The following is a 24,904-nucleotide window of genomic DNA, read 5'->3' as shown; positions in this document are numbered from 1 at the left end:
GTCATGGCGTCGGCCCAGCGTATCGGCGTGACCAAGATCGGCCTGGTTGGCAATGAGCAATTTATTGGCAAATAAAGCAAAAGCAAGTTGACGATAATTTGTCAATAAATGCCATCAACCTGGACGAAATCGATAAAAACGCATCAATGCAACAACATTTATCTTTTCGCAATATGGGCAGGTTTTCACCTGCCCTCTTTTTTACCCGATTGAGAGATTAACCATGTCCCAATTCCGATTCGCTCGCCTTGGCCTTATCGTGGCCGCACTCGGCCTGAACCTGGCCCCCAGCGTAGTTGGTCTTAGCTCCGTCGCCTACGCCGCCGACGCCAAGGGCGAAACGCTGCGGCCAGAAGTTGGCAAGCTGCTGCAATCTGCGACCGAGCTGATGAAAGCGCAAAAATACAAGGAAGCGCTCGCTAAAGTGCATGAAGCTGATGCGCTCAGCGGCAAAAACGCATTCGAAACCTATACTACCGACCGTATGCGCGGGGCGCTGGCGATTGCGGTCGGCGATACCGATACCGCGGCCCGATCGTTCGAAGCATCGATCGCCTCTGGTCGCGTCGCCGATGCCGACCAGATCCGGTTTGCGCAGGCATTGGCTGGCGCCTATTATCGCGCCAAGGATTACCCAAAGTCGATCGTCTGGCTAAATCGCTATTTCAAGGCCGGCGGCAATGATCCGCAGATGCGTCCCCTATTAGTGCAAGCCTATTACCTGGGCGGTGACTACGGTCGCGCCAGCAAAGAAGTAATGGCCGACATCCAGGCCGAGGAAAAGGCCGGACGCACGCCCAATGAAGATACGCTGCTGATGCTGGCCGATTGCGAAAATCGTCAAAAGAACCAGGCTGGCTATGTTGCGGCGGTCGAAAAGCTGGCGACCTACCATCCGAAGAAGGAATACTGGAACGACTTGCTGAGCCGCACCCTGACCAAACCAGGTTTTTCGGAACGTTTGAATCTGGACGTCTACCGCTTGAAGCTGGCCGCCGGTCAATTGAAATCGGAAAACGAGTTTTCCGAAATGGCGCAACTGGCCCTGCAGGCCGGATTTCCCGCCGAAGCCAAGAAGGTCGTGGATCTGGCATTTCAGACCAAGATATTCGGTACCGGGCCGGAAGCTGCACGCCAAAAGCGCCTGCAGGCCTTGGCCGACAAGTCGGCCGCCGACGACCTGAAGACGATGGCGCAAGGCGAAGCCGATGCGGTCAAATCCAAGGATGGCACCGGGCTGATCAATCTGGGGTATGCCTACGTGACGACCGGCCAGTTCGACAAGGGTGTGGCGCTGATGGAGCAAGGTATCGTCAAGGGCGGCCTGAAACGTCCGGAAGATGCCAAGCTGCACATCGGCATCGCCTATCACTTCGCCGGTCAGAAAGCGAAAGCGTTCCAGACCTTCCATACCGTGCAAGGCACCGATGGCTCGGCGGATCTGGCGCGTTACTGGCTAATGCTGGTAAATCACCCGATCAACTAAGACGTCGATCGTGCCGTACCAACTGCCCTCTGCGCGCTGCGCACAGGGCAGTTTTTCTTTGGCCGGGCGAAACCACGGGAAACAGTCTAAAAAGCCTTATAATCTAATGTTTTGCAGCATATTCTTGACTCGACCTCTATGAAGGTATTTCGTGGGATACCGAACGCCGAAGCGCGCTCTCCGTGTGCGCTGGCAATCGGCAACTTTGACGGCGTGCATCGCGGCCATCAGGCTCTGCTCGCCAACGTGCGCGCCGCCGCCACGCGCTTGGGGCTCGATGCCGCGGTGATGACGTTTGAACCGCACCCGCGCGAATTTTTCGCCCAGCTCGCCGGCACCCCTTCCCGCGCGCCGACCCGGATCGCCAATTTGCGTGACAAGTTGCAATCGCTGGCCAAGGCTGGCGCGGATCGCGTGATTGTCGAACATTTCAGCACCCACTTTGCCGCGCTCTCGCCGCAGGAATTCATTGAAAAAATCCTGGTGCAAGGATTGCATGTCAAATGGCTGATGGTAGGCGAGGACTTCCGCTATGGCGCCAGGCGCGCCGGCGATATTGCAATGCTGGTCGAGGCCGGCGCGCGCTACGGATTTCAGGTCGAGACGCTGCCGGCCGTGATGAACGGCGCGGTGCGCATTTCATCGTCCGAGGTGCGATCGGCGCTGCTCGAAGGCAATTTCAGCCATGCGGCCGAGCTGCTCGGGCATCCTTATACAATTTCGGGTCACGTCGTGCACGGCCAGAAGCTGGGACGCAGCATCGGTTTCCCGACCCTGAATCTGCGGGTGGCCCACAAACACCCGGCGCTGGCCGGCATCTTCGTGGTTCAGGTACACGGACTGGCCGAGCGGCCTTTGCCCGGCGTCGCCAGTATCGGCGTACGGCCCACCGTCGACGACAGTGGCCGTGTGCTGCTGGAAACCCACGTGTTCGATTATGCGGAGCACAGCTACGGCAAATTGATCCGGGTCGAATTCCTGAAGAAACTGCGTGACGAAGAAAAGTTTATCGACCTGCCGACGCTGACCGCAGCCATTGCACAGGATGCGGAGCAGGCCCGCGCCTACTTCGGGCAATCAACCGGCGCCGCGATCACCGCCACCGACCGAATTTGACGAGCCGGATTCAGAACGAAGCGCCAGCGACCATCGAAGCTCGCGCCAGACCGAACCAACACCCTTGAAGATTGAACATGTCAGAAAATAATCCAGGCAAGCCAGCGCCCAAGTCCGGCGCCAAGTCGCCCAGCAAATATCCGGTCAACATGACCGAAACCCCGTTCCCGATGCGCGGCGACCTCGCCAAACGCGAGCCGCAATGGGTCCAGCAATGGCAGGACAAAAAAATCTACCAGCGCATCCGCAATGCGTCGAAGAGCCGGCCCAAATTCATCCTGCACGATGGCCCGCCATATGCGAACGGCGACATCCATATCGGTCACGCGGTCAACAAGATCCTGAAGGACATGATCGTCAAGGCCCGCAATATGGCGGGCTTCGATGCGCAATACGTGCCGGGCTGGGATTGCCACGGCATGCCGATCGAGATCCAGATCGAAAAACTGTACGGCAAGAATCTGCCGGTGACCGAAGTGCAGGCCAAGGCGCGCGCCTATGCGACCGAACAGATCGAGCGCCAGAAGAAGGATTTCATCCGGCTCGGCGTCCTCGGTGAATGGGACAATCCGTACAAGACCATGGATTTCCGCAATGAGGCCGATGAAATTCGCGCGCTCGGCACGATCCTGGAAAAGGGTTATGTCTATCGCGGCTTGAAGCCGGTCAACTGGTGCTTCGATTGCGGCTCGGCACTGGCTGAGGCCGAGGTCGAATACATGGACAAGCGCGATCCGGAAATCGACGTCGGCTTCCCGTTTGCCGAACCGGACAAACTAGCGACGGCGTTCGGCCTGAGCAAGCTACCGACCGATGCCGGTTTCTGCGTGATCTGGACCACCACGCCGTGGACCATTCCGTCGAATCAGGCACTCAATGTGCACCCGGAATTTGACTATGCGCTGGTCGAATCGGTGCGCAACGGCGCGCCGATGCTGCTGATCCTGGCCAAGGACCTGGTCGAGCCCTGCCTGCAACGCTACGGCTTGGCCGGCAAGGTCATCGCCACCTGCAAGGGCGAGGCATTGTCCCTGATTAATTTCAAGCATCCATTCGCCGACCTCGATCCGGGCTACGACCGACTGTCGCCGGTCTATCTGGGCGACTATGTGACGCTCGACACCGGCACCGGTATCGTGCACTCGGCGCCGGCCTATGGCGTCGACGACTTCATTTCCTGCAAATCGCATGGCATGAAGGACGATGCGATCCTGAACCCGGTGATGGGCGACGGCCGCTTTGCGTCGTGGCTGCCGTTCTTCGGCGGCATGACGATCTGGGAAGCATCGAAGCCGATTTGCGGCAAGCTCGAAGAAGCCGGCTCGCTGTTCAAGTTCCAGATGTCGGAACACAGCTATATGCACTGCTGGCGCCACAAGACGCCGATCATCTACCGCGCCACCTCGCAGTGGTTCGCCAGCATGGACCAGGCGCCCAACGATGGTGGCCCAAGCCTGCGCACCACCGCGTTGAAGGCGATCGATGAAACCGCCTTTTTCCCGGCATGGGGCAAGGCGCGCCTGCACGGCATGATTGCGAATCGGCCCGACTGGACGCTGTCGCGGCAGCGTCAATGGGGGGTGCCGATGGCGTTTTTTGTGCACAAGGAAAGCGGTGAATTGCATCCACGCACACCGGAACTGCTGGAGCAGATTGCCCAGCGCGTCGAGCGGCATGGCATCGAAGCCTGGCAGGCACTCGATCCGAAGGACTTGCTCGGTGACGAGGCCGATCAGTACCTGAAGAACAAGGACACGCTCGACGTCTGGTTCGACTCCGGCACCACGCATCAGACCGTGCTAGGCGGGTCGCAGGGCAAGGGCTCGCATGCGGCGCAATCGCACTTCCCGGCCGACCTGTATCTGGAAGGCTCGGATCAGCATCGTGGCTGGTTCCATTCGTCGCTCCTGACCTCGGCCATGTTGAATGGCCGCGCACCATACAGGGCGCTGCTGACGCACGGTTTCGTGGTCGACGGCGAAGGCAAGAAAATGTCGAAGTCGAAGGGCAATGTGGTCGCGCCGCAGAAGGTGTCGGACACGCTCGGCGCCGACATCCTGCGGTTGTGGGTGGCGTCAACCGATTACTCGGGCGAACTCTCGATCTCGGACGAGATCTTAAAACGCGTGACGGAATCGTATCGTCGGATTCGCAACACGCTGCGCTTCCTGCTGGCCAATACCTCCGATTTCGATCCGGCCAAGGATGCAGTGCCGGTCACCGAACTGCTGGAAATCGACCGCTATGCCATCGCCAGCATGGCAGCGTTACAAGCTGATATTTTGCAGCATTACCAAGCTTTCGAATTCCATCCGGTGGTCGCCAAGCTGCAATCGTATTGTTCGGAAGACCTGGGCGGCTTCTACCTCGACATCCTGAAGGACCGTCTGTACACCGGCGGTATCGCATCGAAGGCGCGCCGTTCGGCGCAGACCGCGCTGTGGCATATCACGCAGGCACTGCTGCGGGTGATGGCGCCGACCTTGTCGTTCACCGCCGAAGAAGCGTGGGCCATCTTCGCAAGCCAACGCGCCTATGCAGACAGCGACGAGACGATTTTCACGCAAACGTATTACGCCTTGCCTGAGATTTCCGACAGCACGGCCCTGCTCGAGAAATTTACGCAATTGCGGTCGGTGCGCGCCGATGTCACCAAACAGCTGGAAGAAGCGCGGGTCGCCGGCGGCATCGGTTCATCGCTGCAGGCAGAACTGACCATCAAGGCCAGCGGCGCCAAATTCGCGTTGCTCAATGGCCTCGGCGACGAGCTGAAGTTCGTGATGATTACCTCGCAGGCCAGCGTACTCGAAGTTGTCAGCGAGGTGGACGAAGGTGTGACCGTCACGCCGTCCACCGGTGTGAAGTGCGAACGCTGCTGGCACTACCGGGCCGACGTCGGCACGCACGCGGAACACCCCGGCATCTGTGGGCGCTGTGTGGAAAATCTGTTTGGCGGCGGCGAACAGCGCCAGCATGCCTGATCCGGCCCTGCCGTCATGCCGCAGCGATCGTAACAAAACGCAACGACATGGCGGCACTCTTCCCATGACCGGTAGAATCACCGCTCGTCACGCGGCGTCACGCAACACCAACAATATTTGAACATGGCCAATAAAAATAAATTGATCAACAAGAGCAATCACGGCATCGCACCTTGGCTCGGCATCGCCGCGATCGTGATTCTGCTCGACCAGTTGAGTAAAATCACGATCACCCGGCTGTTCAGCTATGGCGAATCGCATCCGGTCACGTCGTTTTTCAACCTGGTGCTGGTGTATAACAAAGGCGCCGCGTTCAGCTTTCTGGCGGCGGAAGGTGGTTGGCAGCGTTATTTATTGACCGCGATCAGCGTTGTGGCCGCACTGTTCATTATGTATTTGCTCAAGCGCCACGCCGGCAAGTCCCTGTTTTGCTGGGCCCTGGCAATGATACTCGGTGGCGCAATCGGCAATCTGATCGACCGGGTGGCGTATGGTCACGTCATCGATTTTCTGGATTTTTATGCACGCAGCTGGCATTTTCCGGCCTTTAATATCGCCGATAGTGCGATCAGCCTCGGCGCCGTGCTGTTCGTGCTGGATGAGTTGCGCCGCGTCAATAAATAACGTCAGGCTCCAGCCATATACTCCTTCGTCGAAGATCGTATTTCGAATATATTTCTTGGTAATTTAATACATACCCCCTAACTGATAGTGTAACTTGTCGAAAGTGCGGCCTTGCCGCACCATCATTCAACCACCACAGGAGTCTGCATGGATCTGGCTGGTAAGAAAATCGTGTTGGGCCTGACCGGCGGCATCGCCTGTTACAAAGCCGCCGAATTCACGCGCGCGCTCACGAAGGCCGGCGCCTCGGTGCAGGTCGTCATGACCAGCGCGGCGACCCAATTCATCACGCCGGTAACAATGCAGGCACTGTCCGGCAATACCGTCTACACCGATCAATGGGATGCGCGCATCGCCAACAACATGCCGCACATTGACCTGACACGCGGCGCCGACGCGATCGTGATCGCGCCTTGCTCGGCCGACTTCATCTTCAAACTGGCGCACGGCGCCTGCGACGATCTGCTGTCGACGTTATGCGTCGCGCGCTCGCATGCGCTGCCGCTGCTGGTGGCACCGGCGATGAACGTCGAAATGTGGCAAAACGCCGCCACCCAACGCAACGTCGCGCAACTGGCGCAGGATGGAATCGGCATTCTCGGTCCCGAGGCCGGCGATCAGGCCTGCGGCGAAACCGGCATGGGCCGAATGCTGGAACCGCAGCAATTGCTGGAGGAAGTGATCGCCGCGTTCCAGCCCAAGCTGCTAGCCGGCAAGCGCGTGCTGATCACGGCCGGCCCGACTTTCGAGCCGATCGATCCGGTGCGCGGCATGACCAACCTGTCGTCCGGCAAGATGGGGTACGCGCTGGCGCGCGCCGCGCGCGAAGCTGGCGCCGCCGTCACGCTGGTGTCCGGCCCCACCGCGCTGGACAGCCCATACGACGTGCAGCGCATCAACGTCCAGACCGCACAGCAAATGCACGATGTGGTTCTATCGCATGTCGGCGGCCAGGATATCTTTATCGCCGTGGCGGCGGTCGCCGACTGGCGTATCGCCAATGCCAGCGCGCAGAAACTGAAGAAAAGCAGCGGCGACGGCATGCCCAAGCTGCAGTTCGAGCACAATCCCGACATCCTGGCGACGGTCGCGGCGCTGCCGAACCGGCCGTACTGCGTCGGCTTCGCGGCGGAATCGGAAAACCTGTTGCAGCACGGCGCCGAAAAACGCAAGAACAAGAACATCCCGCTGCTGGTCGGCAATATAGGCCACCAGACCTTCGGCCAAGACGACAATGTGCTGGTGCTATTCGACGACAATGGCCATATCGAACTGCCGCGCGCCGGCAAGCAGGCGCTGGCGCGGCAGTTGATCGCCAACATCGCCGCCCGCCTCTGAGACGGCCGCTAAATCAGCCACTAAATCGGGCAGCGTCGCGCTCCCCTTCACCATGAAAATCGTATCACCATGAAAACTATCGACGTCAAGATTCTCGATCCGCGCATGAAGGACCAGATGCCGACCCACGCCACCGCTGGCAGTGCCGGCCTGGACTTGCGCGCCTGCCTCGATGCCCCGCTCACCATCGAGCCGGGCACGACCCACCTGATTCCGACCGGGCTGGCGATCCACATCGCCAATCCCGGCTATGCGGCGATGATCCTGCCGCGCAGCGGACTGGGCCACAAACACGGCATCGTGCTGGGCAATCTGGTCGGCCTGATCGACTCCGATTACCAGGGCGAGCTGATGGTCTCGACCTGGAACCGCGGCCAGACCGCCTTCACCTTGAATCCGATGGAGCGCCTGGCGCAATTGATCATCGTGCCGGTACTGCAGGTAGGTTTCAATGTGGTCGACGAGTTCGACAGCAGCGATCGCGGTGCCGGCGGTTTTGGCAGCACTGGCAAGCACTAAAGGATGGTTATGACCAATACGCCTGAGACAATTCGCCGGCGACAGCGATCCGCAGCAGCGCTGCGCCTGATGGGACCTGCAATTGCCTTGTTGCTGAGCGCCTGCGCGACGCAACAAACCATGCCAGGCTTGCCGAGGTCGGTGCCGGAATCCGTGCAGCCCACAGTCGTGACCCCGGCCGCACCCAGTAACGTAGAACAGGAAGCGTTGAAGGCCCTGGTCGGATTGCAGGACCGCCTCGATCGCGTCGCTGCGCCGTTGCTGATCAACAATCCTGACCTGTGCAAGAGCCAGGCGCGCAACCTGCTTGGCTTCACCGCAAAAAACAAGTATTCGTATTCCGGCGAATTTGCCAACGCCGCGCAGCAAATGTTCGGCCTCAACGAGCGCCTGCAAGTGATCAGCGTCGTGTCCGGCAGCGGCGCCGCGCGAATGGGCCTGAGGCGCGGCGACAGTTTGCTGAAGGTGGAGGACAAGGTGCTGCCGGAAGGTCAGAACGCCGAGCGCCAGGCCGCAGTCCTGCTGGCGCCTCTGGTCGGCAAACGCTCCAGCGTCAAATTGACGGTAGCGCGCAGTGGCGCCGAGCAGGTACTCGACATCCCGTTGACGCGCGCCTGCGGCTTTCGCGTCGAGCTTGGCAATGCCGACTATGTGAACAGCTATGCCGATGGCGGCCGGGTACTGGTCACGCGCGGCATGATGAAGTTTGTCCAGTCCGACAATGAGCTGGCCTATGTGATCGCGAAGGAAATGGCGCACAACGCACTGGGGCATCCGAGCAAGCTGCGTATGAATGCGACCGTCGGCGGCGTCATCGACAACCTGATCCGCGTCCATCCCGATACCAGCACCTTGGGCGGCACGGGCGGGATCAAGGCGATGCCGCAAGAGCTCGATGCGGCGGCGGACACGCTGTCGCTCTACATGGTGGCGCGCGGCGGCTACTACATCGATGGCGCGCTCAGCTTCTGGCAGCGACTCGCGAGTCAGTACCCGGCGACCGCGCTGAACGGCCATACCGCGATCCATCCGGCGACCGTGTACCGGTTTACCGTGATGGAAAGGATCGTGGCTGATGTGAAGGCCAAGCAGGTGGCAAAGAAGCCGCTGCTGCCCTAGCGTATTTCAGTCTCGTTGTTGGGTAGCGCCAGGCGGCGAATAAAGCCGGACAGGTCATTCCCGCCCTTCGGCAAGCTCACCATAAGCAGGCCTGCGGCCAGGCGGAAATCCCATTTTCAAGCACTCAGGTAGCGGTCTTCGGGGATTGACCGGCGTCGCTGACGCCGCCGGGGTTGATCAGCACGACGGCATGAATACTGCCCCCCGTATAGATCTGATGCGCACGTATCTCACGGACAGCAGCATGAATTTTAATCATACTCCCGGCATTTATTGAAAAATTAAGGTGTAAAAAAAGCCCGAACCACGCAGTGGTTCGGGCTTTTTTGATGCCTTCCGATCGGCTTATTCGATTTCCGCAATCTCCGGCGGCAGTGTCGGTGGTTGCGACGTGTCGCCCTCCTCGAACGTCAGCTTGATCTGGTCCATGTCGTCCAGATCGACCGTGACGCGCCCACCCGAGACCAGTTTTCCGAACAGCAGTTCGTCGGCGAGCGCCTTGCGGATCATGTCCTGAATCAAGCGTGACATCGGTCGTGCGCCCATCAGTGGATCAAAGCCCTTCTTCGCGAGGAATATGCGCAAGGTTTCGGTGAATATGGCTTCCACCTTCTTCTCATGCAATTGCTCTTCCAGCTGCATCAGGAACTTGTCGACCACGCGCAGGATGATGTCTTCGTTCAGCGCGCGGAAGCTGATGGTCGCGTCCAGACGGTTGCGGAATTCCGGCGTGAACATGCGCTTGATGTCCTCCATCTCGTCGCCCGCTTCCTTCTTGTCGGTGAAGCCGATCGAACGCTTCTGCAGGCTTTCGGCGCCGGCATTGGTGGTCATGATGATGATCACGTTACGGAAATCGGCCTTGCGCCCGTTGTTGTCGGTCAGCGTGCCGTGGTCCATCACCTGCAGTAGGATATTGAAGATGTCCGGGTGCGCCTTCTCGACCTCGTCGAGCAGCAGCACCGCGTGCGGCTTCTTGGTGATCGCCTCGGTCAGCAGTCCGCCCTGGTCGAATCCGACATAGCCCGGTGGCGCGCCGATCAGCCGGCTCACCGCGTGACGCTCCATGTATTCGGACATATCGAAACGGATCAGTTCGATGCCGAGGATGAACGCGAGCTGCTTTGCCACCTCGGTCTTGCCGACACCGGTCGGGCCGGAGAACAGGAACGATCCGATCGGCCTGTCAGTCTTGCCCAAGCCGGCGCGCGCCATCTTGATGGCAGCCGCCAGCGCTTCGATCGCTGGCTCCTGACCGAACACGACGTTCTTCAGGTCGCGCTCGATGGTCTGCAGCTTGCTGCGGTCATCCTGGTTGACGGTTTGCGGCGGAATCCGCGCGATCTTCGCGATGATGTCCTCGATCTCGGCCTTGCCGATGGTTTTCTTCTGCTTCGATTTCGGCAGGATGCGCTGCGCGGCACCGGCCTCGTCGATCACGTCGATCGCCTTGTCCGGCAGATGCCGGTCATTGATGAAGCGTGCCGACAGTTCGGCCGCCGTCGACAGTGCCAGCGCCGAATACTTGACGTTGTGATGTTCTTCGAAGCGCGATTTCAGACCGCGCAGGATCTGCACCGTTTCTTCCACGGTCGGCTCGTTGACGTCGACCTTCTGGAAGCGCCGCGACAGCGCGTGGTCTTTCTCGAACACGCCGCGGAACTCGGTATAGGTGGTGGCGCCGATGCACTTCAGCTGACCATTGGCCAGCGCCGGCTTCAGCAGATTCGACGCGTCCAGGGTACCGCCAGAAGCCGAGCCGGCGCCGATGATGGTGTGGATCTCGTCAATAAACAGGATACCGTCCGGATTGTCTTTCAGCTGTTTCAGCACTGCCTTCAGGCGCTGCTCGAAATCACCGCGGTACTTGGTGCCGGCCAGCAAGGCGCCCATGTCGAGCGAATACACCACTGCGCTGCGCAGGATCTCGGGCACGTCGCCCTGCGTCACGCGCCAGGCCAGACCTTCCGCGATCGCAGTCTTGCCGACGCCGGCTTCGCCGACCAGCAGCGGGTTATTTTTGCGGCGACGGCACAGGATCTGGATCACGCGATCGACTTCGGCTTCACGCCCGATCAGCGGATCAATCTTGCCCTCGGACGCGAGCTTGTTCAGATTCTGCGTGAATTGATCGAGGGCGTTTTCTTTTTGCGCACCTTCAGCCTGCACCTCTTCCGCGCCTTCCGACGATTTCTGCGACTCGGCCTGCTGGTCCTTGCGCACGCCGTGGGAGATAAAATTGACGACGTCGAGCCGGGTCACGCCCTGCTGATGCAAGTAATACACCGCATGCGAATCCTTCTCGCCGAAGATCGCGACCAGTACGTTGGCGCCGGTCACTTCCTTCTTGCCGTTCGATGCCGATTGCACATGCATGATCGCGCGCTGGATCACACGCTGGAATCCGAGCGTCGGCTGGGTATCGACTTCGCTGGCGCCCGGCACGGTCGGCGTGTTATCGCTGACGAAATTGCTGAGGGTCTTGCGCAGGTCTTCGATGTTGACCGCACAGGCACGCAGCACCTCCGCCGCCGACGGATTGTCCAGCAAGGCCAGCAACAAGTGCTCGACCGTGATGAATTCGTGCCGCGATTGTCTGGCCTCCACAAAGGCCATATGCAAACTGACTTCCAATTCCTGCGCAATCATACTTCCTCCATCACACACTGCAGGGGATGCCCCGCTTTTCTCGCGTGGGTTAATACAAGCTCAACTTTAGTGGACGCGATATCCTTCGGGAACACGCCACATGCACCTTTGCCGTCACGATGAACCATCAACATGATCTGGGTTGCGGTCTCGCGGTCTTTATTGAAATATTCCTGGATGATCGCCACCACGAATTCCATTGGGGTGTAGTCATCGTTCAGTAGCACTACCAGATACATCGACGGCGGCTTGAGCTTTTGTGCCTGCCGCTCGAGGATTGTTCCGTTATCTTGCCTGGTCACCATACGTCTATTCTATTGTGTTCTGTCTCGGTACAAACAGCGAACAAGTCCGTGCTTGCATTTCTGTTTTTGATATTACGCGCTTTCTGGATTGTCCGCAGATGGCGCCCCATCTCATTAATTCAATAGAGCATTTTGCGACCATAAGCAAGAATGTATTTTTATGCCAACAAAATCGCTTGACTTTGATAATTATTACGCGAACAATGGTGTTCATTAACAAGTACACACGATTCTTGGTGTGGGGGTGCTTGTTGATATGAAGGGGCAAGTTTAAGCAGAGGCAGCATTTCGATGCTTCTTGCTTTTATGGCTCGTGTGATTAGTTTTTATTTGAGAGACGCTTTTATGGCAACAGGTACAGTCAAGTGGTTTAACGATTCCAAAGGTTTCGGCTTTATCACACCAGATGACGGCGGTGAAGATTTGTTTGCCCACTTTTCCGCAATCAACATGAACGGCTTCAAGACCCTCAAAGAAGGTCAAAAAGTTTCGTTCGAAGTCACGCAAGGCCCTAAAGGCAAGCAAGCTTCAAACATTCAAGCCGCTTAATCTAACCGATTAGAACGTGCTGCGAAAACCCCGCTTGCGGGGTTTTTTTACGTCTGCAGCTCGGCCAGCACGCGGATTTCCCTCGTGCCGCACCGATCCGAGGGGGCGCAGCCAATGAAAAAAGCCGGGAGCGATCCCGGCTTTCTTGCATCGACATGCCAACTTGTGTCGCTTACATGTGCGCAATCATCACATCGCCGAAACCGGAGCATGAAACTTGCGTTGCACCTTCCATCAGACGTGCGAAGTCGTAGGTAACTTGCTTGGAGGTGATCGATTTTTCCATCGAGCTGATCACCAGGTCTGCCGCCTCGAGCCAGCCCATATGACGCAACATCATCTCGGCCGACAGAATCAACGAGCCCGGATTGACATAGTCCTTGCCGGCGTATTTTGGCGCTGTGCCATGGGTCGCTTCAAACATCGCGACCGAATCCGACAAGTTGGCGCCCGGAGCAATGCCGATACCGCCGACCTGTGCCGCCAGAGCGTCGGAAATATAGTCGCCGTTGAGGTTCAAGGTGGCGATCACGCTGTATTCGTTCGGACGCAGCAAGATCTGCTGCAGGAACGCATCGGCAATCGAATCCTTGACGATGATGTCCTTGCCAGTCTTCGGATTCTTGAATTTGCACCATGGCCCGCCGTCCACCAGCTCGGCGCCGAATTCCTTCTGCGCCAGCGCGTACGCCCAATCACGGAAGCCACCTTCGGTGTACTTCATGATGTTGCCCTTGTGGACAATCGTGACCGATGGCTTGTCATTGTCGATCGCGTACTGGATCGCCTTGCGTACCAGACGCTCGGTGCCTTCGCGCGATACCGGCTTGATGCCGATACCCGAGGTGTCCGGGAAACGGATCTTGGTGACGCCCATTTCCTTGATCAGGAAATCGATGATTTTCTTGGCGCCATCGGAGCCTTCCTGCCATTCGATACCGGCGTAGATGTCTTCCGAGTTTTCGCGGAAGATCACCATGTCGGTCTTCTCCGGCGCACGGACCGGCGATGGCACGCCCTTGAAATAACGTACCGGGCGCAGGCAGACATACAGATCGAGTTGCTGGCGCAGCGCGACGTTCAGCGAACGAATCCCGCCGCCGACTGGCGTGGTCAGCGGACCCTTGATCGACACCACGTAGTCCTTCAGTACCTGCAGGGTTTCTTCCGGCAGCCAGACGTCCGGGCCGTAAACCTTGGTCGACTTCTCGCCCGCGAAAATCTCCATCCAGCTGATCTTGCGCTTGCCGCCGTAGGCCTTGGCCACGGCGGCATCGATCACCTTGATCATGACCGGGCTGATATCGACACCGGTACCATCGCCTTCGATGTACGGCAGGATAGGGTTATCTGGTACATTCAGCGAGAAATCGGCATTTACGGTGATTTTCTTGCCGTCGACAGGTACTTTGATATGTTGATACATCGTGATCTCCGAAGTTAAGGCGGGACAGCTGACTATTTTACAATTAGCTTGCCGGTAAAAATTGTCTCAATGCGAATTGTTTCAAAGCGGATTGATTGAAGCAAATTATTTTGGATCGGTCTCGGGTCTTTTTTTAGATCTTGCCTTAAGTCTTATATAAGACAGATGACTGAGATTTCATATTATGCACCAGTATTTCACTGGATGCCATATTTTTACGACATTGGCTATGCCTCTCATCTTGTTCAATAAGCCGTTTCAGGTCATGTGCCAGTTTTCGCCGCATCCCAGCCGCGACACCCTGGCCCAGTACTTGCGCATCCCCAACATCTACCCCGCCGGACGGCTGGATGCCGATAGCGAGGGCTTGCTGTTGCTGACCGACGATGGCCGGCTGCAGCACGACATCAGCCACCCTGCTCACAAGCAGCCGAAGACGTATCTGGCGCAAGTCGAAGGCGTGCCCGATGTGCAAGCGCTGACCCGTTTGCGCAATCCGCTCGATCTCGGCGACTTCACGACCCAGGCTTGTCAGGTCAGACAGATCGAGGCGCCAGACTGGCTCTGGCCGCGCAATCCACCGATTCGCGAACGCAGCAATACACCGACCAGCTGGCTGGCAATCACACTGTCCGAGGGAAAAAATCGCCAGGTGCGCAGGATGACGGCCGCCGTCGGACTGCCGACCTTGCGGTTGGTGCGCATTGCCATCGGCCCGTTTTCACTGGAGACGTATCCCTTATTGCCAGGCGAATGGCAGGAAGTTTCACCGACCGCAGTCAGCCTTACCTGAAGCCCGGACCACGCGCAAGGCAACAAATCTGCCTTGTTTTGCGCTGAACAGGCGCGTTGTCGCGACCTTCCGACTCCGCTGATACACATCCGCACACATATTCTTACAACTAACGCATCGGAATCGACAAAACCTGTCAACCACAACGCTGCGCTGTCGTTAATGACGAAGATTCATCAGAATCGCTTCCCTCAACGAATTACTCTAGGAGTCAAAAATGAAAAAACTGATCGCTACCCTGGTTGCTGGCCTGTTCGCTTCTGTTGCATTCGCTCAAGCTCCTGCAACTCCTGCATATCCTGCTACTCCTGCAACTCCTGCTGCATCCGCACCGGCCAAGGCATCGGCACCGATGGCAGCTCCTGCGTCTGGCGAAAAAGCAGCGGCTTCGGCTGATGCTCCTGCTCCAAAAACAGTGAAAAAGCACAAGGCAAAGAAAGCACGCAAAGCTAAGCCAGCCGCTGCCGCTTCAGCAGAAGCTTCCGTCGCCAAGTAATTGGTTGCAGGCTTCAATAGAAAGGCAGGCTAGTCCTGCCTTTTTTCATTATCATTCGGTTTTAATTTTCTTTCCGTAGAAACGCCGATGCCGGCGCCGATCGACACCATGAAAAAATCCCTCCTGCATTCCGCTCTACTCGCAACGATCCTGGCCGGCGGCAGCGCCTGCGCCGTGGCGCAGCAAACTGCGTCATTTCCGGTCACTCAGCTCAATTCCGGGATCCATGTCATCAAGGCGGAAGTCGCGACCAATGAAGCACAGCGCGAGCAGGGACTGATGTTCCGCGAAAAAATGGGCGCCAACGAAGGCATGGTGTTCGTGTTCGACGGTCCTACCGGGGCCTGCATGTGGATGAAAAACACCTTGCTGCCATTGTCGGTGGCCTTCATCGATGACGACGGCAAGATCGTCAATATCGAGGACATGAAGCCGCAGACGCTGGATTCGCATTGCGCGAAAAAGTTGGTGCGCTATGCGCTGGAGATGAACCTGGGCTGGTTCAAGCAAAAGAATATCAAACCCGGCAGCGCGATCTCAGGATTGCCGCGGGCGCACTGACCAAATCCCGGCGCCCAAAGGTGCTCCGATAGCGGCGCGATTGTCGCAAGCTGCAAGTGCGTCGCGGCGGCACGGGGCGCCGAGATTGAGCAGGCGTCGATGCCGCGGCTAGTCTAATCCGGCGAATCCGGTGAACCACGCCCTGTCGCTGGCCGCATCGATAACGCAGCGCGCAAGCAGCGGCCAGAAAACTGCAGAATTACAAAAACGACAAAAACCCGCATGATTTCCATCACGCGGGTTTTTTAATGCGCACTGAATGCATTACCCCGATCAATGCGACCGGGCAAACTTGGCTGCTATCAGGCCAGCGCTTTCAGCGCAGCGGACAGACGGCTCTTGTGGCGAGCTGCCTTGTTCTTGTGAATGATTTTCTTGTCGGCGATACGATCGATGGTCGAGATCGAGGACTGGAACACTGCAGATGCCGCAGCCTTGTCACCGGCTTCGATTGCCTTGCGAACTGCCTTGATTGCAGTGCGCAGCGTCGAACGCTGGCTGGAGTTGTGAGCGTTTTGCTTGACTGCTTGACGAGCGCGCTTGCGTGCTTGTGCGGTATTTGCCATGAAATTTCCTAAAACGGGTCTAAGTGCGTTCGCAAACACGAGCGTTTGCGCAACAGAATTCTGTACAGCCGCAAAGTATAACCACTTTTTGTCGATTGGGCAAATCAAACGCACCGGCCGGATCGCGCCGGCGATAATTTCCTGCAATGTTGCGCTCGGTCGCCGCAGTGGCGCGCGCTCAAAAGGCTTGGGCCGGGTTGCGAGACAAAAAACATACTGCCATCAGTAAATTTCTAAGCCCAATAAATTCAAGGGATGCAGCAGCAATTTTCACCCATACTCCCGCAATACGCAGAAAACTCAAGCCGCAACAGGGTTTATTTCTGATGCTGGTGGTGCAAGGCACAAAACCAGTCCGGCATGCCTGCGATCAACAGCTATAATTCTGCGCCATGAACCTGATCAAAACGCTTGCCACGATTTCCGGCATGACCATGTTGTCGCGGATCACCGGCATGGTGCGCGAGTCGCTGTTTGCCCGCGCCTTCGGCGCCTCGGCCTATACCGACGCCTTCATCATTGCATTCCGCATCCCGAACCTGTTGCGGCGCCTGTTTGCCGAAGGCGCCTTCGCGCAGGCATTCGTGCCGATTCTGGCCGAATACAAGAATCAGAAAGGCGATGCCGCGACCAAGGTGCTGACCGATCACGTCGCCACCGTGATGATATGGGCGATGCTGCTGACCTGCGTCGCCGGCATCGTGGCGGCGCCTACGGTCGTGTATTTCATCGCGACCGGACAAAGCGCCAATGCCGACGCCTACGAGGCGACAGTGCGGATGACGCGGTGGATGTTCCCGTACATCGGCTTCATGTCCTTCGTCGCGCTGTCCGGCGGAATTCTGAATACCTGGCGCGAGTTCAAGATTCCCGCCGTCACGCCGGTCCTGCTGAATGTCTGCTTCATCTTGGCCGCGCTGTACCTCGCGCCGTTACTGACGCAGCCGATCTACGCGATGGCGATCGCGGTGGTGATCGGCGGCGTGGCGCAGGTCGCGCTGCAGATCCCGGCACTGACGAAGATCGGCATGCTACCGCGCATCGGGCTCAATCCCATGACCGGCTTGCGCGACGCCGGCGTGCGCCGGATCCTGAAGAAAATGGGGCCGGCCATTTTCGCCGTGTCGGCCGCGCAAATCAGTTTGATGATCAATACCAATATCGCGTCGCGGCTGGCGCATGGCAGCGTGTCCTGGCTGTCGTATGCAGATCGTTTGATGGAATTCCCGACCGCGCTGCTGGGTGTCGCGCTCGGCACCATCTTGCTGCCAAGCTTGGCCAAGGCCAATGTCGACGGCGACAGTGCCGAATACTCGGGACTGCTGGACTGGGGTTTGCGGCTGACTTTCCTGCTGGCGCTGCCGTGCGCGGTCGGGCTGGCGACGTTATCGGTGCCGCTGACCACGACCTTATTTCACTACGGCAAGTTCGATACCGTGTCGGTCGCGATGACCGCCAAGGCACTGATCGCTTACGGCGTCGGGCTGATCGGCCTGATCCTGGTCAAGATTCTGGCACCCGGTTTTTATGCGAAGCAGGATATCCGGACCCCGGTCAAGATCGCGGTTGGGGTGCTGGTGGCGACACAATTGATGAATCTGCTGTTCGTGCCCTGGATCGCGCACGCCGGTCTGGCGCTATCGATCGGCCTCGGCGCCTGCCTGAACGCGGGCTTCCTATTCTGGGGCTTGCGCAGCAATGGTACTTATGCCCCGCTACCTGGCTGGCGCCTGTTCCTGTTGCGGCTGACCGGCGCGCTGCTGCTGCTGGCCGGCGTCGCACTGTGGAGCGCCGGACACTTTGACTGGATTGCATTGCGCGCGCATCCGCTACTGCGTATCGGCGCGCTGGCGCTGGTGCTGACGGCCTGCGCGCTGGCCTATTTCGGTGCGCTGCTGGCGAGCGGATTTCGCTTTCGCGACTTCAGGCGGATTACAGCCTGATCGTTTCGCGCAATCTGAGATCAAGCGCGAGATGCCCTTACCAGGCACTCACCAGCGGTCGGGCATGCATTTTGCTGTGAATCCGAACTGGGATGGTCAACAACATCGGACCCATTGTTGCGTGCAAAGGCATTGATCCATTCGCACCCCAGTTCGATTGTCAGTGGGCCATGGCCTGCGTTTGTGCGAAGATGTATTTACAAGGACGATGCGGCAATGACAGATTCGCGATGATCAAACCACTCGATTATTTCAGCGCGCTGGTGCGGCAGGATGATGCGATCCCGCTATTTGAAGCTGCGCTGGCGATTGCCCAGGATAGCGATCCCCTGCTCGATCTGGCCGCGGTGCAGGCCGAAGTCGATGCGCTGGGCGCCAAACTGCGGCAGCGGCTGGCGCCGGATGCATCGGCGGTCGCCCGGCTGCGCATGCTGAACCAGTTTTTTTTCCGCGAACTGGGCTTCGGCGGCAACGTCAACCACTACTATGATCCGCACAACAGCTATCTGCAGCGGGTGCTGGCGACCCGACGCGGGATTCCGATCTCGCTGGCGGTGTTGTATATGGAACTGGCGCAACATGTCGATCTCGACATCAAGGGCATTGGGTTTCCCGGGCATTTCCTGATGAAATTATCGGTGCCCAGCGGCGACATCATCATCGATCCGCTGAACGGCAGCAGCCTGTCGCGCGAAGAGCTGGAAGATCGGCTGGAGCCATTTCTGGCGCAGCACGCCGATTCGACACCGATCCCGCTTGCGGTCCATCTACAAACGGCGACGCCGCGCGCGATCCTGGCGCGCATGCTGCACAATCTGAAGACCATTTTCATGACGCAGGAAATGTGGCAAAGGCTGCTGGAAATTCAGCAGCGGCTGGTGATCCTGCTGCCCGACGCGGTCGGCGAACGGCGCGACCGCGGTCTGGCATACGCGCATCTGGAATGCCCGCACGCAGCCCTCGATGATCTCGAATCCTATCTGGCCCAACGCCCGAATGCCGATGATGCGGCGGTGCTGCGCGACATGTTGCCGATGCTGCGGGATGCCAGCCGGCGCCTGAATTGATGGGTAGTTGGCGACAGTCCATTCGCCTCACCCCGCCGATTCGCACTGCATGCGCGCGGCGAGGCTGCTGACGCATCGATGGCCGCCGGCAGCAGTGGTCAATAGGCCGCCCGAGAACAACGGTGCGCCAGGCTTAGTTCACCCGGCGCCGCCCGTCATCCCTGTGAGCGCGCCTCGATCGCTTCCCATTTTTCCAAACTCTCCAGCAACTGCGTATCGAGTGCCGCAAAGCGCTCGTTGAGCTGCTTGATTTCGTCCGGCTTTTTCTTGTACAAGTCGGGGTCGTTTAATTGCCCACTGATCGCTTTTTGTTCATCCTCCAGTTTCGCGATCAGCGCCGGCAATTCCTCCAGCTCGCGCTGCTCCTTGTAGCTCAATTTCTTTTGTTTCGGCGCCATGGTCGACACGGCTTGGGTCGCCACCGCAGCCGGCTTCGGATCCGGCTTACTCACGGACTTGGCGGCGGCCAGTTGCGCGGCGCTCGGTCGCACCCGCTCCCAGTCGCTGTAGCCACCGATATATTCGCGCCACTGACCGTCGCCTTCTGCGACGATGACCTGGGTCACCACGTTATCCAGGAAGGTGCGGTCGTGACTGACCAGAAACACGGTACCGCTGTAGTCTTCCAGCAATTCTTCCAGCAGCTCCAGTGTGTCGATGTCGAGATCGTTGGTCGGCTCATCGAGCACCAGCGCGTTAGCCGGTTTTGCGAACAGACGTGCCAGCAGCAGGCGGTTACGCTCGCCGCCGGACAGCGATTTGACCGGCGAACGGGCACGCTCAGGGGCGAACAGGAAGTCGCCCAGATACGACATCACATGCTTGCGCTGGCCGTTGATCTCGACCCAGTCGCTGCCGGGCGCAATGGTATCCATCAGGCTGGCGTTTTCATCCAGTTGCGCGCGCATCTGATCAAAGTACGCGACCTGCAACTTGGTGCCAAGGCGGATGGTGCCGCCATCGGCCTGTTCTTCGCCCAGGATCAGCTTCAGCAGCGTGGTCTTGCCGGCGCCGTTGGCGCCAATCAGGCCGACCTTGTCGCCACGCAGGATGGTGGCTGAAAAATCGTGCACGATGGTTTTCGGGCCATAGCTCTTGCTGACATTTTCCAGCTCGGCCACGATCTTGCCGGAGCGCTCGCCGGCCGACACGTCCAGTCTGACCTGGCCCTGCTGTTCGCGCCGGGCGCTGCGCTGCCCCCGTAACGCTTCCAGTCGTCGCACCCGCCCTTCATCGCGCACCCGACGCGCCTTGACACCCTTGCGTATCCAGACTTCTTCCTGCGCCAGAAACTTGTCGAACTTGGCGTTTTCGACTTCCTCGATCTCCAGCTGCTCTGCCTTGCGCACCTGATAGGCACTGAAATTGCCGGGGAACGACAACAGCTTGCCGCGATCGAGCTCGATGATACGGGTCGCGACATTGTCCAGAAAGCTGCGGTCGTGGGTGACGAACAGCACGCTGCCCTTGTAGTCGCGCAGCAAGCCTTCGAGCCACATGATCGACGTGAAGTCGAGATGATTGGTCGGCTCATCCAGCAGCAGCACGTCCGGCGCCGCCACCAGCGCACGCGCCAGCGCCACGCGCTTTTGCATGCCGCCCGACAGCGTGCCCATCAGCGCGTCCTTGTTCAGGTTCAGCCGGTCCAGGGTGGCTTCGACTTTGTTGCCCAGGCTCCAGGCATCGGCCGCATCGAGCTTGAGCTGAATGTCGTGCATGCGCTCCATCAGCGCGTCGTCGTCATCGCCGCCAAATTGCCCGGTCAAAACATCATACTCCGCCAGCAATGCCTGCATCTCGCCCATTCCACTTGCGACAGCATCAAATACTGTCATATCCGGGACGAAGTGCGGCTCCTGATCGACATACGCGATCTTGATTCCCTGCTGCATCACCAGCAGACCGTCATCCAGCTTGGACATGCCCGCGATAATTTTCAGCAACGACGATTTGCCGGTGCCGTTACGTCCGATCAGGCCGACCCGTTCGCCGGTTTCGAGGGAAAATTCCGCGTGATCGAGCAACGCGACGTGGCCAAACGCGAGTTGCGCGCCGGAAATGGAAATGACTGCCATAAATGCCTGTTATGTCTGGTGTTGTCTGGCCGCAATGCTGCTGAGACGGCCAATTGAGTGAATGAAGCACGCATTGTACCGATAGACGAGCTCCGGTTGCGTTTGCGCTGCAAGGCTCGGCTATAATGAGCGCCGCCGGGTGCAATACATCCGGCGCGTTGTCTCCTCGTAGCACAATGGATAGTGCACATGCCTCCTAAGCGTGGGATACAGGTTCGATTCCTGTCGGGGGGACCAACCGGTTGCCTCCTGCTCCAACATGTAAGCTGGCAGCCGGACACCGCAGTCGAACTGCGCAATGCCTGCCAATTCGGGCAGCCGACTCCATCGCCGCGACTGCCGCCGCCAACCGAAACCGCCATGCTGATCAAACGCAAATCGATAGAAAAAGAAGAATCCCAGCGCACTGGGCCGCGCGTGTCGAGTTCCGGCGCCGGCGCAAAACCGGCCCGCAAGGCGAAGTTCGCCCCAGTCACCTTGTCGGAACAGAAAGGCGTGCGCTTTCTGCACTTCGGCACTGAATGGGTACAAGGCGCGATGCGGTTGCGCAAGCCGGACTGGATCGAGCTCGAATATGCGCAGCAGATGATGATGTGGATGCTGTTCAACGACCAGCCGCGCCACGTCGTGCAACTCGGCCTTGGCACCGGTGCGCTGACCAAGTACTGCTACCGCCAGTTCAGCGATACGCGGGTCACGGCGATCGAACTCAATCCATCGGTGATCGCAGTCTGCGAAAGCATGTTCAAGCTGCCGGGTAATGATGATCGGCTGAATGTGATGGAGATGGATGCACTCGATTTTGTCGGCGATAGCGATAACCATGACAGTATCGATGCACTGCAGGTCGATCTGTACGACGCCACCGCGCGCGGTCCGGTGCTCGACACGCCGGAGTTTTACCAGGACTGCGCCGCCTGCCTGGCACCGGGTGGCATGATGACGGTCAATCTGTTCGGCGACCATCCGAGCTATGCCAAGAACCTGAAGGCGATGCGCTTCGCATTCGATCAGGTACTGTGCCTGCCGGAAGTCCACGAAGGCAATATCGTCGCCATTGCATTCAAAACCCGTCCCGAACTGGACTTCGCAGCGCTGTATGCGCGCGCAGCGCAGATTACCGCTGCCACCAAACTGCCCGCCAAATCGTGGGTCAATGGCTTGAAATCGGCGCAACTGCTGTAATTCCACGCCTCAATCAAGCGTGCACATGTTGTCCGCGGTTGCCTTACCAGAGTGATGTCTGCGCGCCTCGGCCGCGTTCACCTTTGATTGCAAAGTGGAATAAGGCGTTGCAGTAGCTACCGACCGGACTTACCAAAGCGGCGCACAACTGGTACGCTTGGGAAATCATTTTCTCCGGTGTTGCCAATTCGGCCCCCTCATTGCGCCATGACCGACCACAGCAAAAAAATGCTCGACCTGCAGCAAGTCTTCACCTGGCTACTGGCCGACGGCGTCGTCGACAAGGCCGAAGTCAAGGCGCGCTACACCCAGGCTCAGGTGGTCCTGAAAAACGCCGCAGTATCGATGCACCCGCTGACCGCAGTCGCGCACTGCAAGCTGCTGTCGGCACTGCCGCCGCATAAATTGCTGACGCTCGACTGGCTGACCGAATGGCTGGCCGCCAAGGTGAAGCTGCCGTTTTACCGGATCGATCCGCTGAAGATCGACTTCGCCAAAGTCGCCGACGTGATGTCGGCCACCTATGCTGCGCGCTTCAACATCCTGCCGCTGGAGCTGGCGCCGACCGAACTGACCGTCGCGACCAGCGAGCCGTTTGCAACCGAGTGGCACGCTGAAATCGCCAAGATCACCCGCCGCACGATCAAGCTGGTGATCGCCAATCCGCTCGAAATCGCACAATACATTTCGCAATTTTTCAGTCTGGCGAAATCGATCAAGAGCGCGAACAAATCGAGCGGACAAGACCTCGCGCTGCGTAACAATTTCGAGCAGCTGGTGGAACTCGGCAAGAGCAACAAGACGGTCGATGCCAACGACCAGCACGTGGTCAACATCGTCGACTGGCTGTGGCAATACGCGTTCGAACAACGCGCGTCCGATATCCACCTGGAACCAAAGCGCGACTTCAGCGTGATCCGCTTCCGCATCGACGGCGTGTTGCACCAGGTGTACCAGGTGCCGGCGGTGGTAATGATCGCGATGACCGCGCGCATCAAGCTGCTCGGGCGCATGGACGTGATCGAAAAGCGCCGTCCGCAGGACGGCCGCGTCAAGACCCGCACCGCCGGCGGGCAAGAAATCGAGTTGCGGCTATCGACGCTGCCGACCGCGTTTGGCGAAAAACTGGTGATGCGGATTTTCGATCCCGAAGTGGTGGTCAAGACCCTGCCGGAACTGGGCTTTCCGGCCGACGATGCACAACGCTGGGACGCGCTGACCGCCAAACCGCATGGCATCATCCTGGTGACCGGCCCGACCGGCTCCGGCAAGACCACCACGCTGTACACCACACTGAAGGCGCTGGCGACCTCTGAAGTCAATGTCTGCACGGTAGAGGACCCGATCGAAATGGTTGAAGCGGCATTCAACCAGATGCAGATACAGCCAGGCATCGACCTGTCGTTCGCCGATGGCGTGCGGGCGCTGATGCGGCAGGACCCGGACATCATCATGGTGGGCGAAATCCGTGACCTGGCGACTGCCGAAATGGCGATCCAGGCTGCGCTGACTGGGCATCTGGTGCTGTCGACCTTGCACACCAACGACTCGCCGTCGGCCGTGATGCGGCTGCTGGAACTGGGCGTGCCCTACTACCTGCTGGAAGCAACGCTGACCGGCATCATGGCGCAGCGGCTGGTGCGGACGCTGTGCAGCCACTGCAAAACCCCGGATGGCGAACTCAACGACGATATCTGGCGTGGCCTGACCGAAGGCTGGGGCATCCCCAAACCCAGCAACATCTATCGCCCGGTCGGCTGTCCCGAATGCCGTCAGACTGGCTATCGCGGCCGCACCGGTCTGTATGAATTGCTGACCATTACGCCGGAATTTTCCAAATTGATCCGGGCAGAAGCCGATATTCAGGCACTGAAGCGGCAAAGCATCGGCGATGGCATGAAACCGCTGCGCATCGCCGGCGCACTGAAAATTGCGGAAGGCGTGACGACCGCCGACGAAGTGCTGAAGGTGACGTCGGCAATGACCTGATTCGGCAAGCAATCGACGCCACGTCCGTACTGATGCGACCCGAATTCCAACCACATTCCAGACTAATTCGGAATTATTTCCGAATTAATGTCGAATTAGTCTGGGCCGGCGTTCATT

Annotated in this window: 20 protein-coding genes and 1 tRNA gene; 16 read left to right on the top strand and 5 right to left on the bottom strand. The window is 58.8% G+C overall.

Features of this window, described 5'->3' with window-relative positions:
* The first annotated feature begins 223 nt into the window (after positions 1-223).
* From ACFOFO_RS10070 to ACFOFO_RS10040, 7 genes are all read left to right on the top strand, one after another.
* Complete coding sequence (locus ACFOFO_RS10070; RefSeq protein WP_390331469.1) at positions 224-1,486, top strand: tetratricopeptide repeat protein; 1,263 nt, start codon at positions 224-226, stop codon at positions 1,484-1,486.
* Between the two features lie 138 nt (positions 1,487-1,624).
* Entirely contained in the window at positions 1,625-2,602 is a 978-nt protein-coding gene (locus ACFOFO_RS10065) for a bifunctional riboflavin kinase/FAD synthetase (RefSeq protein ID WP_390331468.1), read from the top strand.
* Positions 2,603-2,679: 77 nt separating this feature from the next.
* Positions 2,680-5,583: an isoleucine--tRNA ligase gene (ileS, locus tag ACFOFO_RS10060; RefSeq protein ID WP_390322855.1), complete on the top strand. Its 2,904-nt coding sequence runs from the start codon at positions 2,680-2,682 to the stop codon at positions 5,581-5,583.
* Positions 5,584-5,706: 123 nt separating this feature from the next.
* Positions 5,707-6,207 carry a signal peptidase II gene (lspA, locus tag ACFOFO_RS10055; RefSeq protein ID WP_390331467.1) on the top strand — a complete coding sequence of 167 codons (501 nt, stop codon included), beginning with the start codon at positions 5,707-5,709 and terminating at the stop codon, positions 6,205-6,207.
* Between the two features lie 147 nt (positions 6,208-6,354).
* Complete coding sequence (gene coaBC, locus ACFOFO_RS10050; RefSeq protein ID WP_390322854.1) at positions 6,355-7,545, top strand: bifunctional phosphopantothenoylcysteine decarboxylase/phosphopantothenate--cysteine ligase CoaBC; 1,191 nt, start codon at positions 6,355-6,357, stop codon at positions 7,543-7,545.
* Positions 7,546-7,614: 69 nt separating this feature from the next.
* Positions 7,615-8,064: a dUTP diphosphatase gene (gene dut / locus ACFOFO_RS10045; protein WP_390322853.1), complete on the top strand. Its 450-nt coding sequence runs from the start codon at positions 7,615-7,617 to the stop codon at positions 8,062-8,064.
* Between the two features lie 69 nt (positions 8,065-8,133).
* Positions 8,134-9,183 carry a M48 family metalloprotease gene (locus ACFOFO_RS10040; protein ID WP_390331466.1) on the top strand — a complete coding sequence of 350 codons (1,050 nt, stop codon included), beginning with the start codon at positions 8,134-8,136 and terminating at the stop codon, positions 9,181-9,183.
* Positions 9,184-9,528: 345 nt separating this feature from the next.
* Here the strand turns inward: ACFOFO_RS10040 and clpA are convergent, their stop codons facing one another.
* Both clpA and clpS read right to left on the bottom strand, forming a co-directional pair.
* The gene (gene clpA, locus ACFOFO_RS10035; protein WP_390331465.1) at positions 9,529-11,832 is read right to left on the bottom strand and encodes an ATP-dependent Clp protease ATP-binding subunit ClpA; all 2,304 of its coding nucleotides are present in this window, start codon (positions 11,830-11,832) and stop codon (positions 9,529-9,531) included.
* Positions 11,829-12,137, bottom strand: coding sequence for an ATP-dependent Clp protease adapter ClpS (gene clpS / locus ACFOFO_RS10030; RefSeq protein WP_390322850.1), 309 nt, complete (start codon positions 12,135-12,137; stop codon positions 11,829-11,831). Before clpS ends, clpA begins: the two co-directional genes overlap by 4 nt.
* Before the next feature lie 345 nt (positions 12,138-12,482).
* On the opposite strand from clpS, the gene cspE reads away from it, so the two are divergent.
* Complete coding sequence (cspE, locus tag ACFOFO_RS10025) at positions 12,483-12,686, top strand: transcription antiterminator/RNA stability regulator CspE (RefSeq protein ID WP_390327929.1); 204 nt, start codon at positions 12,483-12,485, stop codon at positions 12,684-12,686.
* A gap of 172 nt (positions 12,687-12,858) precedes the next feature.
* Here cspE and icd read toward each other — a convergent pair whose 3' ends face one another.
* Entirely contained in the window at positions 12,859-14,112 is a 1,254-nt protein-coding gene (icd, locus tag ACFOFO_RS10020; protein WP_390322849.1) for an NADP-dependent isocitrate dehydrogenase, read from the bottom strand.
* A gap of 229 nt (positions 14,113-14,341) precedes the next feature.
* On the opposite strand from icd, the gene ACFOFO_RS10015 reads away from it, so the two are divergent.
* The 3 genes from ACFOFO_RS10015 to ACFOFO_RS10005 all read left to right on the top strand — a co-directional run bounded on the left by ACFOFO_RS10015 (position 14,342) and on the right by ACFOFO_RS10005 (position 15,962).
* Complete coding sequence (locus ACFOFO_RS10015; protein ID WP_390322848.1) at positions 14,342-14,905, top strand: pseudouridine synthase; 564 nt, start codon at positions 14,342-14,344, stop codon at positions 14,903-14,905.
* 217 nt (positions 14,906-15,122) lie between these two features.
* Positions 15,123-15,401 (top strand): hypothetical protein, encoded by a 279-nt coding sequence (locus ACFOFO_RS10010; protein ID WP_390322847.1) that lies wholly within the window; start codon positions 15,123-15,125, stop codon positions 15,399-15,401.
* 108 nt (positions 15,402-15,509) lie between these two features.
* Entirely contained in the window at positions 15,510-15,962 is a 453-nt protein-coding gene (locus ACFOFO_RS10005; RefSeq protein ID WP_390322846.1) for a DUF192 domain-containing protein, read from the top strand.
* Positions 15,963-16,264: 302 nt separating this feature from the next.
* Here ACFOFO_RS10005 and rpsT read toward each other — a convergent pair whose 3' ends face one another.
* Positions 16,265-16,528 (bottom strand): 30S ribosomal protein S20, encoded by a 264-nt coding sequence (gene rpsT / locus ACFOFO_RS10000; protein WP_390322845.1) that lies wholly within the window; start codon positions 16,526-16,528, stop codon positions 16,265-16,267.
* A gap of 392 nt (positions 16,529-16,920) precedes the next feature.
* On the opposite strand from rpsT, the gene murJ reads away from it, so the two are divergent.
* Both murJ and ACFOFO_RS09990 read left to right on the top strand, forming a co-directional pair.
* On the top strand, positions 16,921-18,471 hold the full coding sequence (murJ, locus tag ACFOFO_RS09995) for a murein biosynthesis integral membrane protein MurJ (protein ID WP_390331464.1): 1,551 nt from the start codon (positions 16,921-16,923) through the stop codon (positions 18,469-18,471).
* 230 nt (positions 18,472-18,701) lie between these two features.
* The gene (locus tag ACFOFO_RS09990) at positions 18,702-19,538 is read left to right on the top strand and encodes a SirB1 family protein (RefSeq protein WP_390322843.1); all 837 of its coding nucleotides are present in this window, start codon (positions 18,702-18,704) and stop codon (positions 19,536-19,538) included.
* 155 nt (positions 19,539-19,693) lie between these two features.
* On the opposite strand, the gene ACFOFO_RS09985 is transcribed toward ACFOFO_RS09990, so the two are convergent.
* Positions 19,694-21,613, bottom strand: coding sequence for an ATP-binding cassette domain-containing protein (locus ACFOFO_RS09985; RefSeq protein ID WP_390322842.1), 1,920 nt, complete (start codon positions 21,611-21,613; stop codon positions 19,694-19,696).
* 162 nt (positions 21,614-21,775) lie between these two features.
* Here ACFOFO_RS09985 and ACFOFO_RS09980 point away from each other — a divergent pair.
* From ACFOFO_RS09980 to tfpB, 3 genes are all read left to right on the top strand, one after another.
* Positions 21,776-21,850 (top strand) — tRNA-Arg (locus ACFOFO_RS09980).
* A 123-nt stretch (positions 21,851-21,973) separates the two neighbouring features.
* A complete protein-coding gene (locus ACFOFO_RS09975; RefSeq protein WP_390322841.1) occupies positions 21,974-22,798 on the top strand; it encodes a spermine/spermidine synthase domain-containing protein in 825 nt (274 codons plus the stop codon).
* Positions 22,799-23,005: 207 nt separating this feature from the next.
* Positions 23,006-24,787 (top strand): type IV pilus assembly ATPase TfpB, encoded by a 1,782-nt coding sequence (tfpB, locus tag ACFOFO_RS09970; protein ID WP_390331463.1) that lies wholly within the window; start codon positions 23,006-23,008, stop codon positions 24,785-24,787.
* Positions 24,788-24,904: the final 117 nt, after the last annotated feature.

The organism is Pseudundibacterium arcticum (genome assembly GCF_042646465.1).
Lineage (GTDB): Bacteria > Pseudomonadota > Gammaproteobacteria > Burkholderiales > Burkholderiaceae_D > Undibacterium_A > Undibacterium_A arcticum.
Note: the sequence above shows the minus strand (reverse complement) of the source record. Positions and strands in the feature narration are given on the sequence as shown.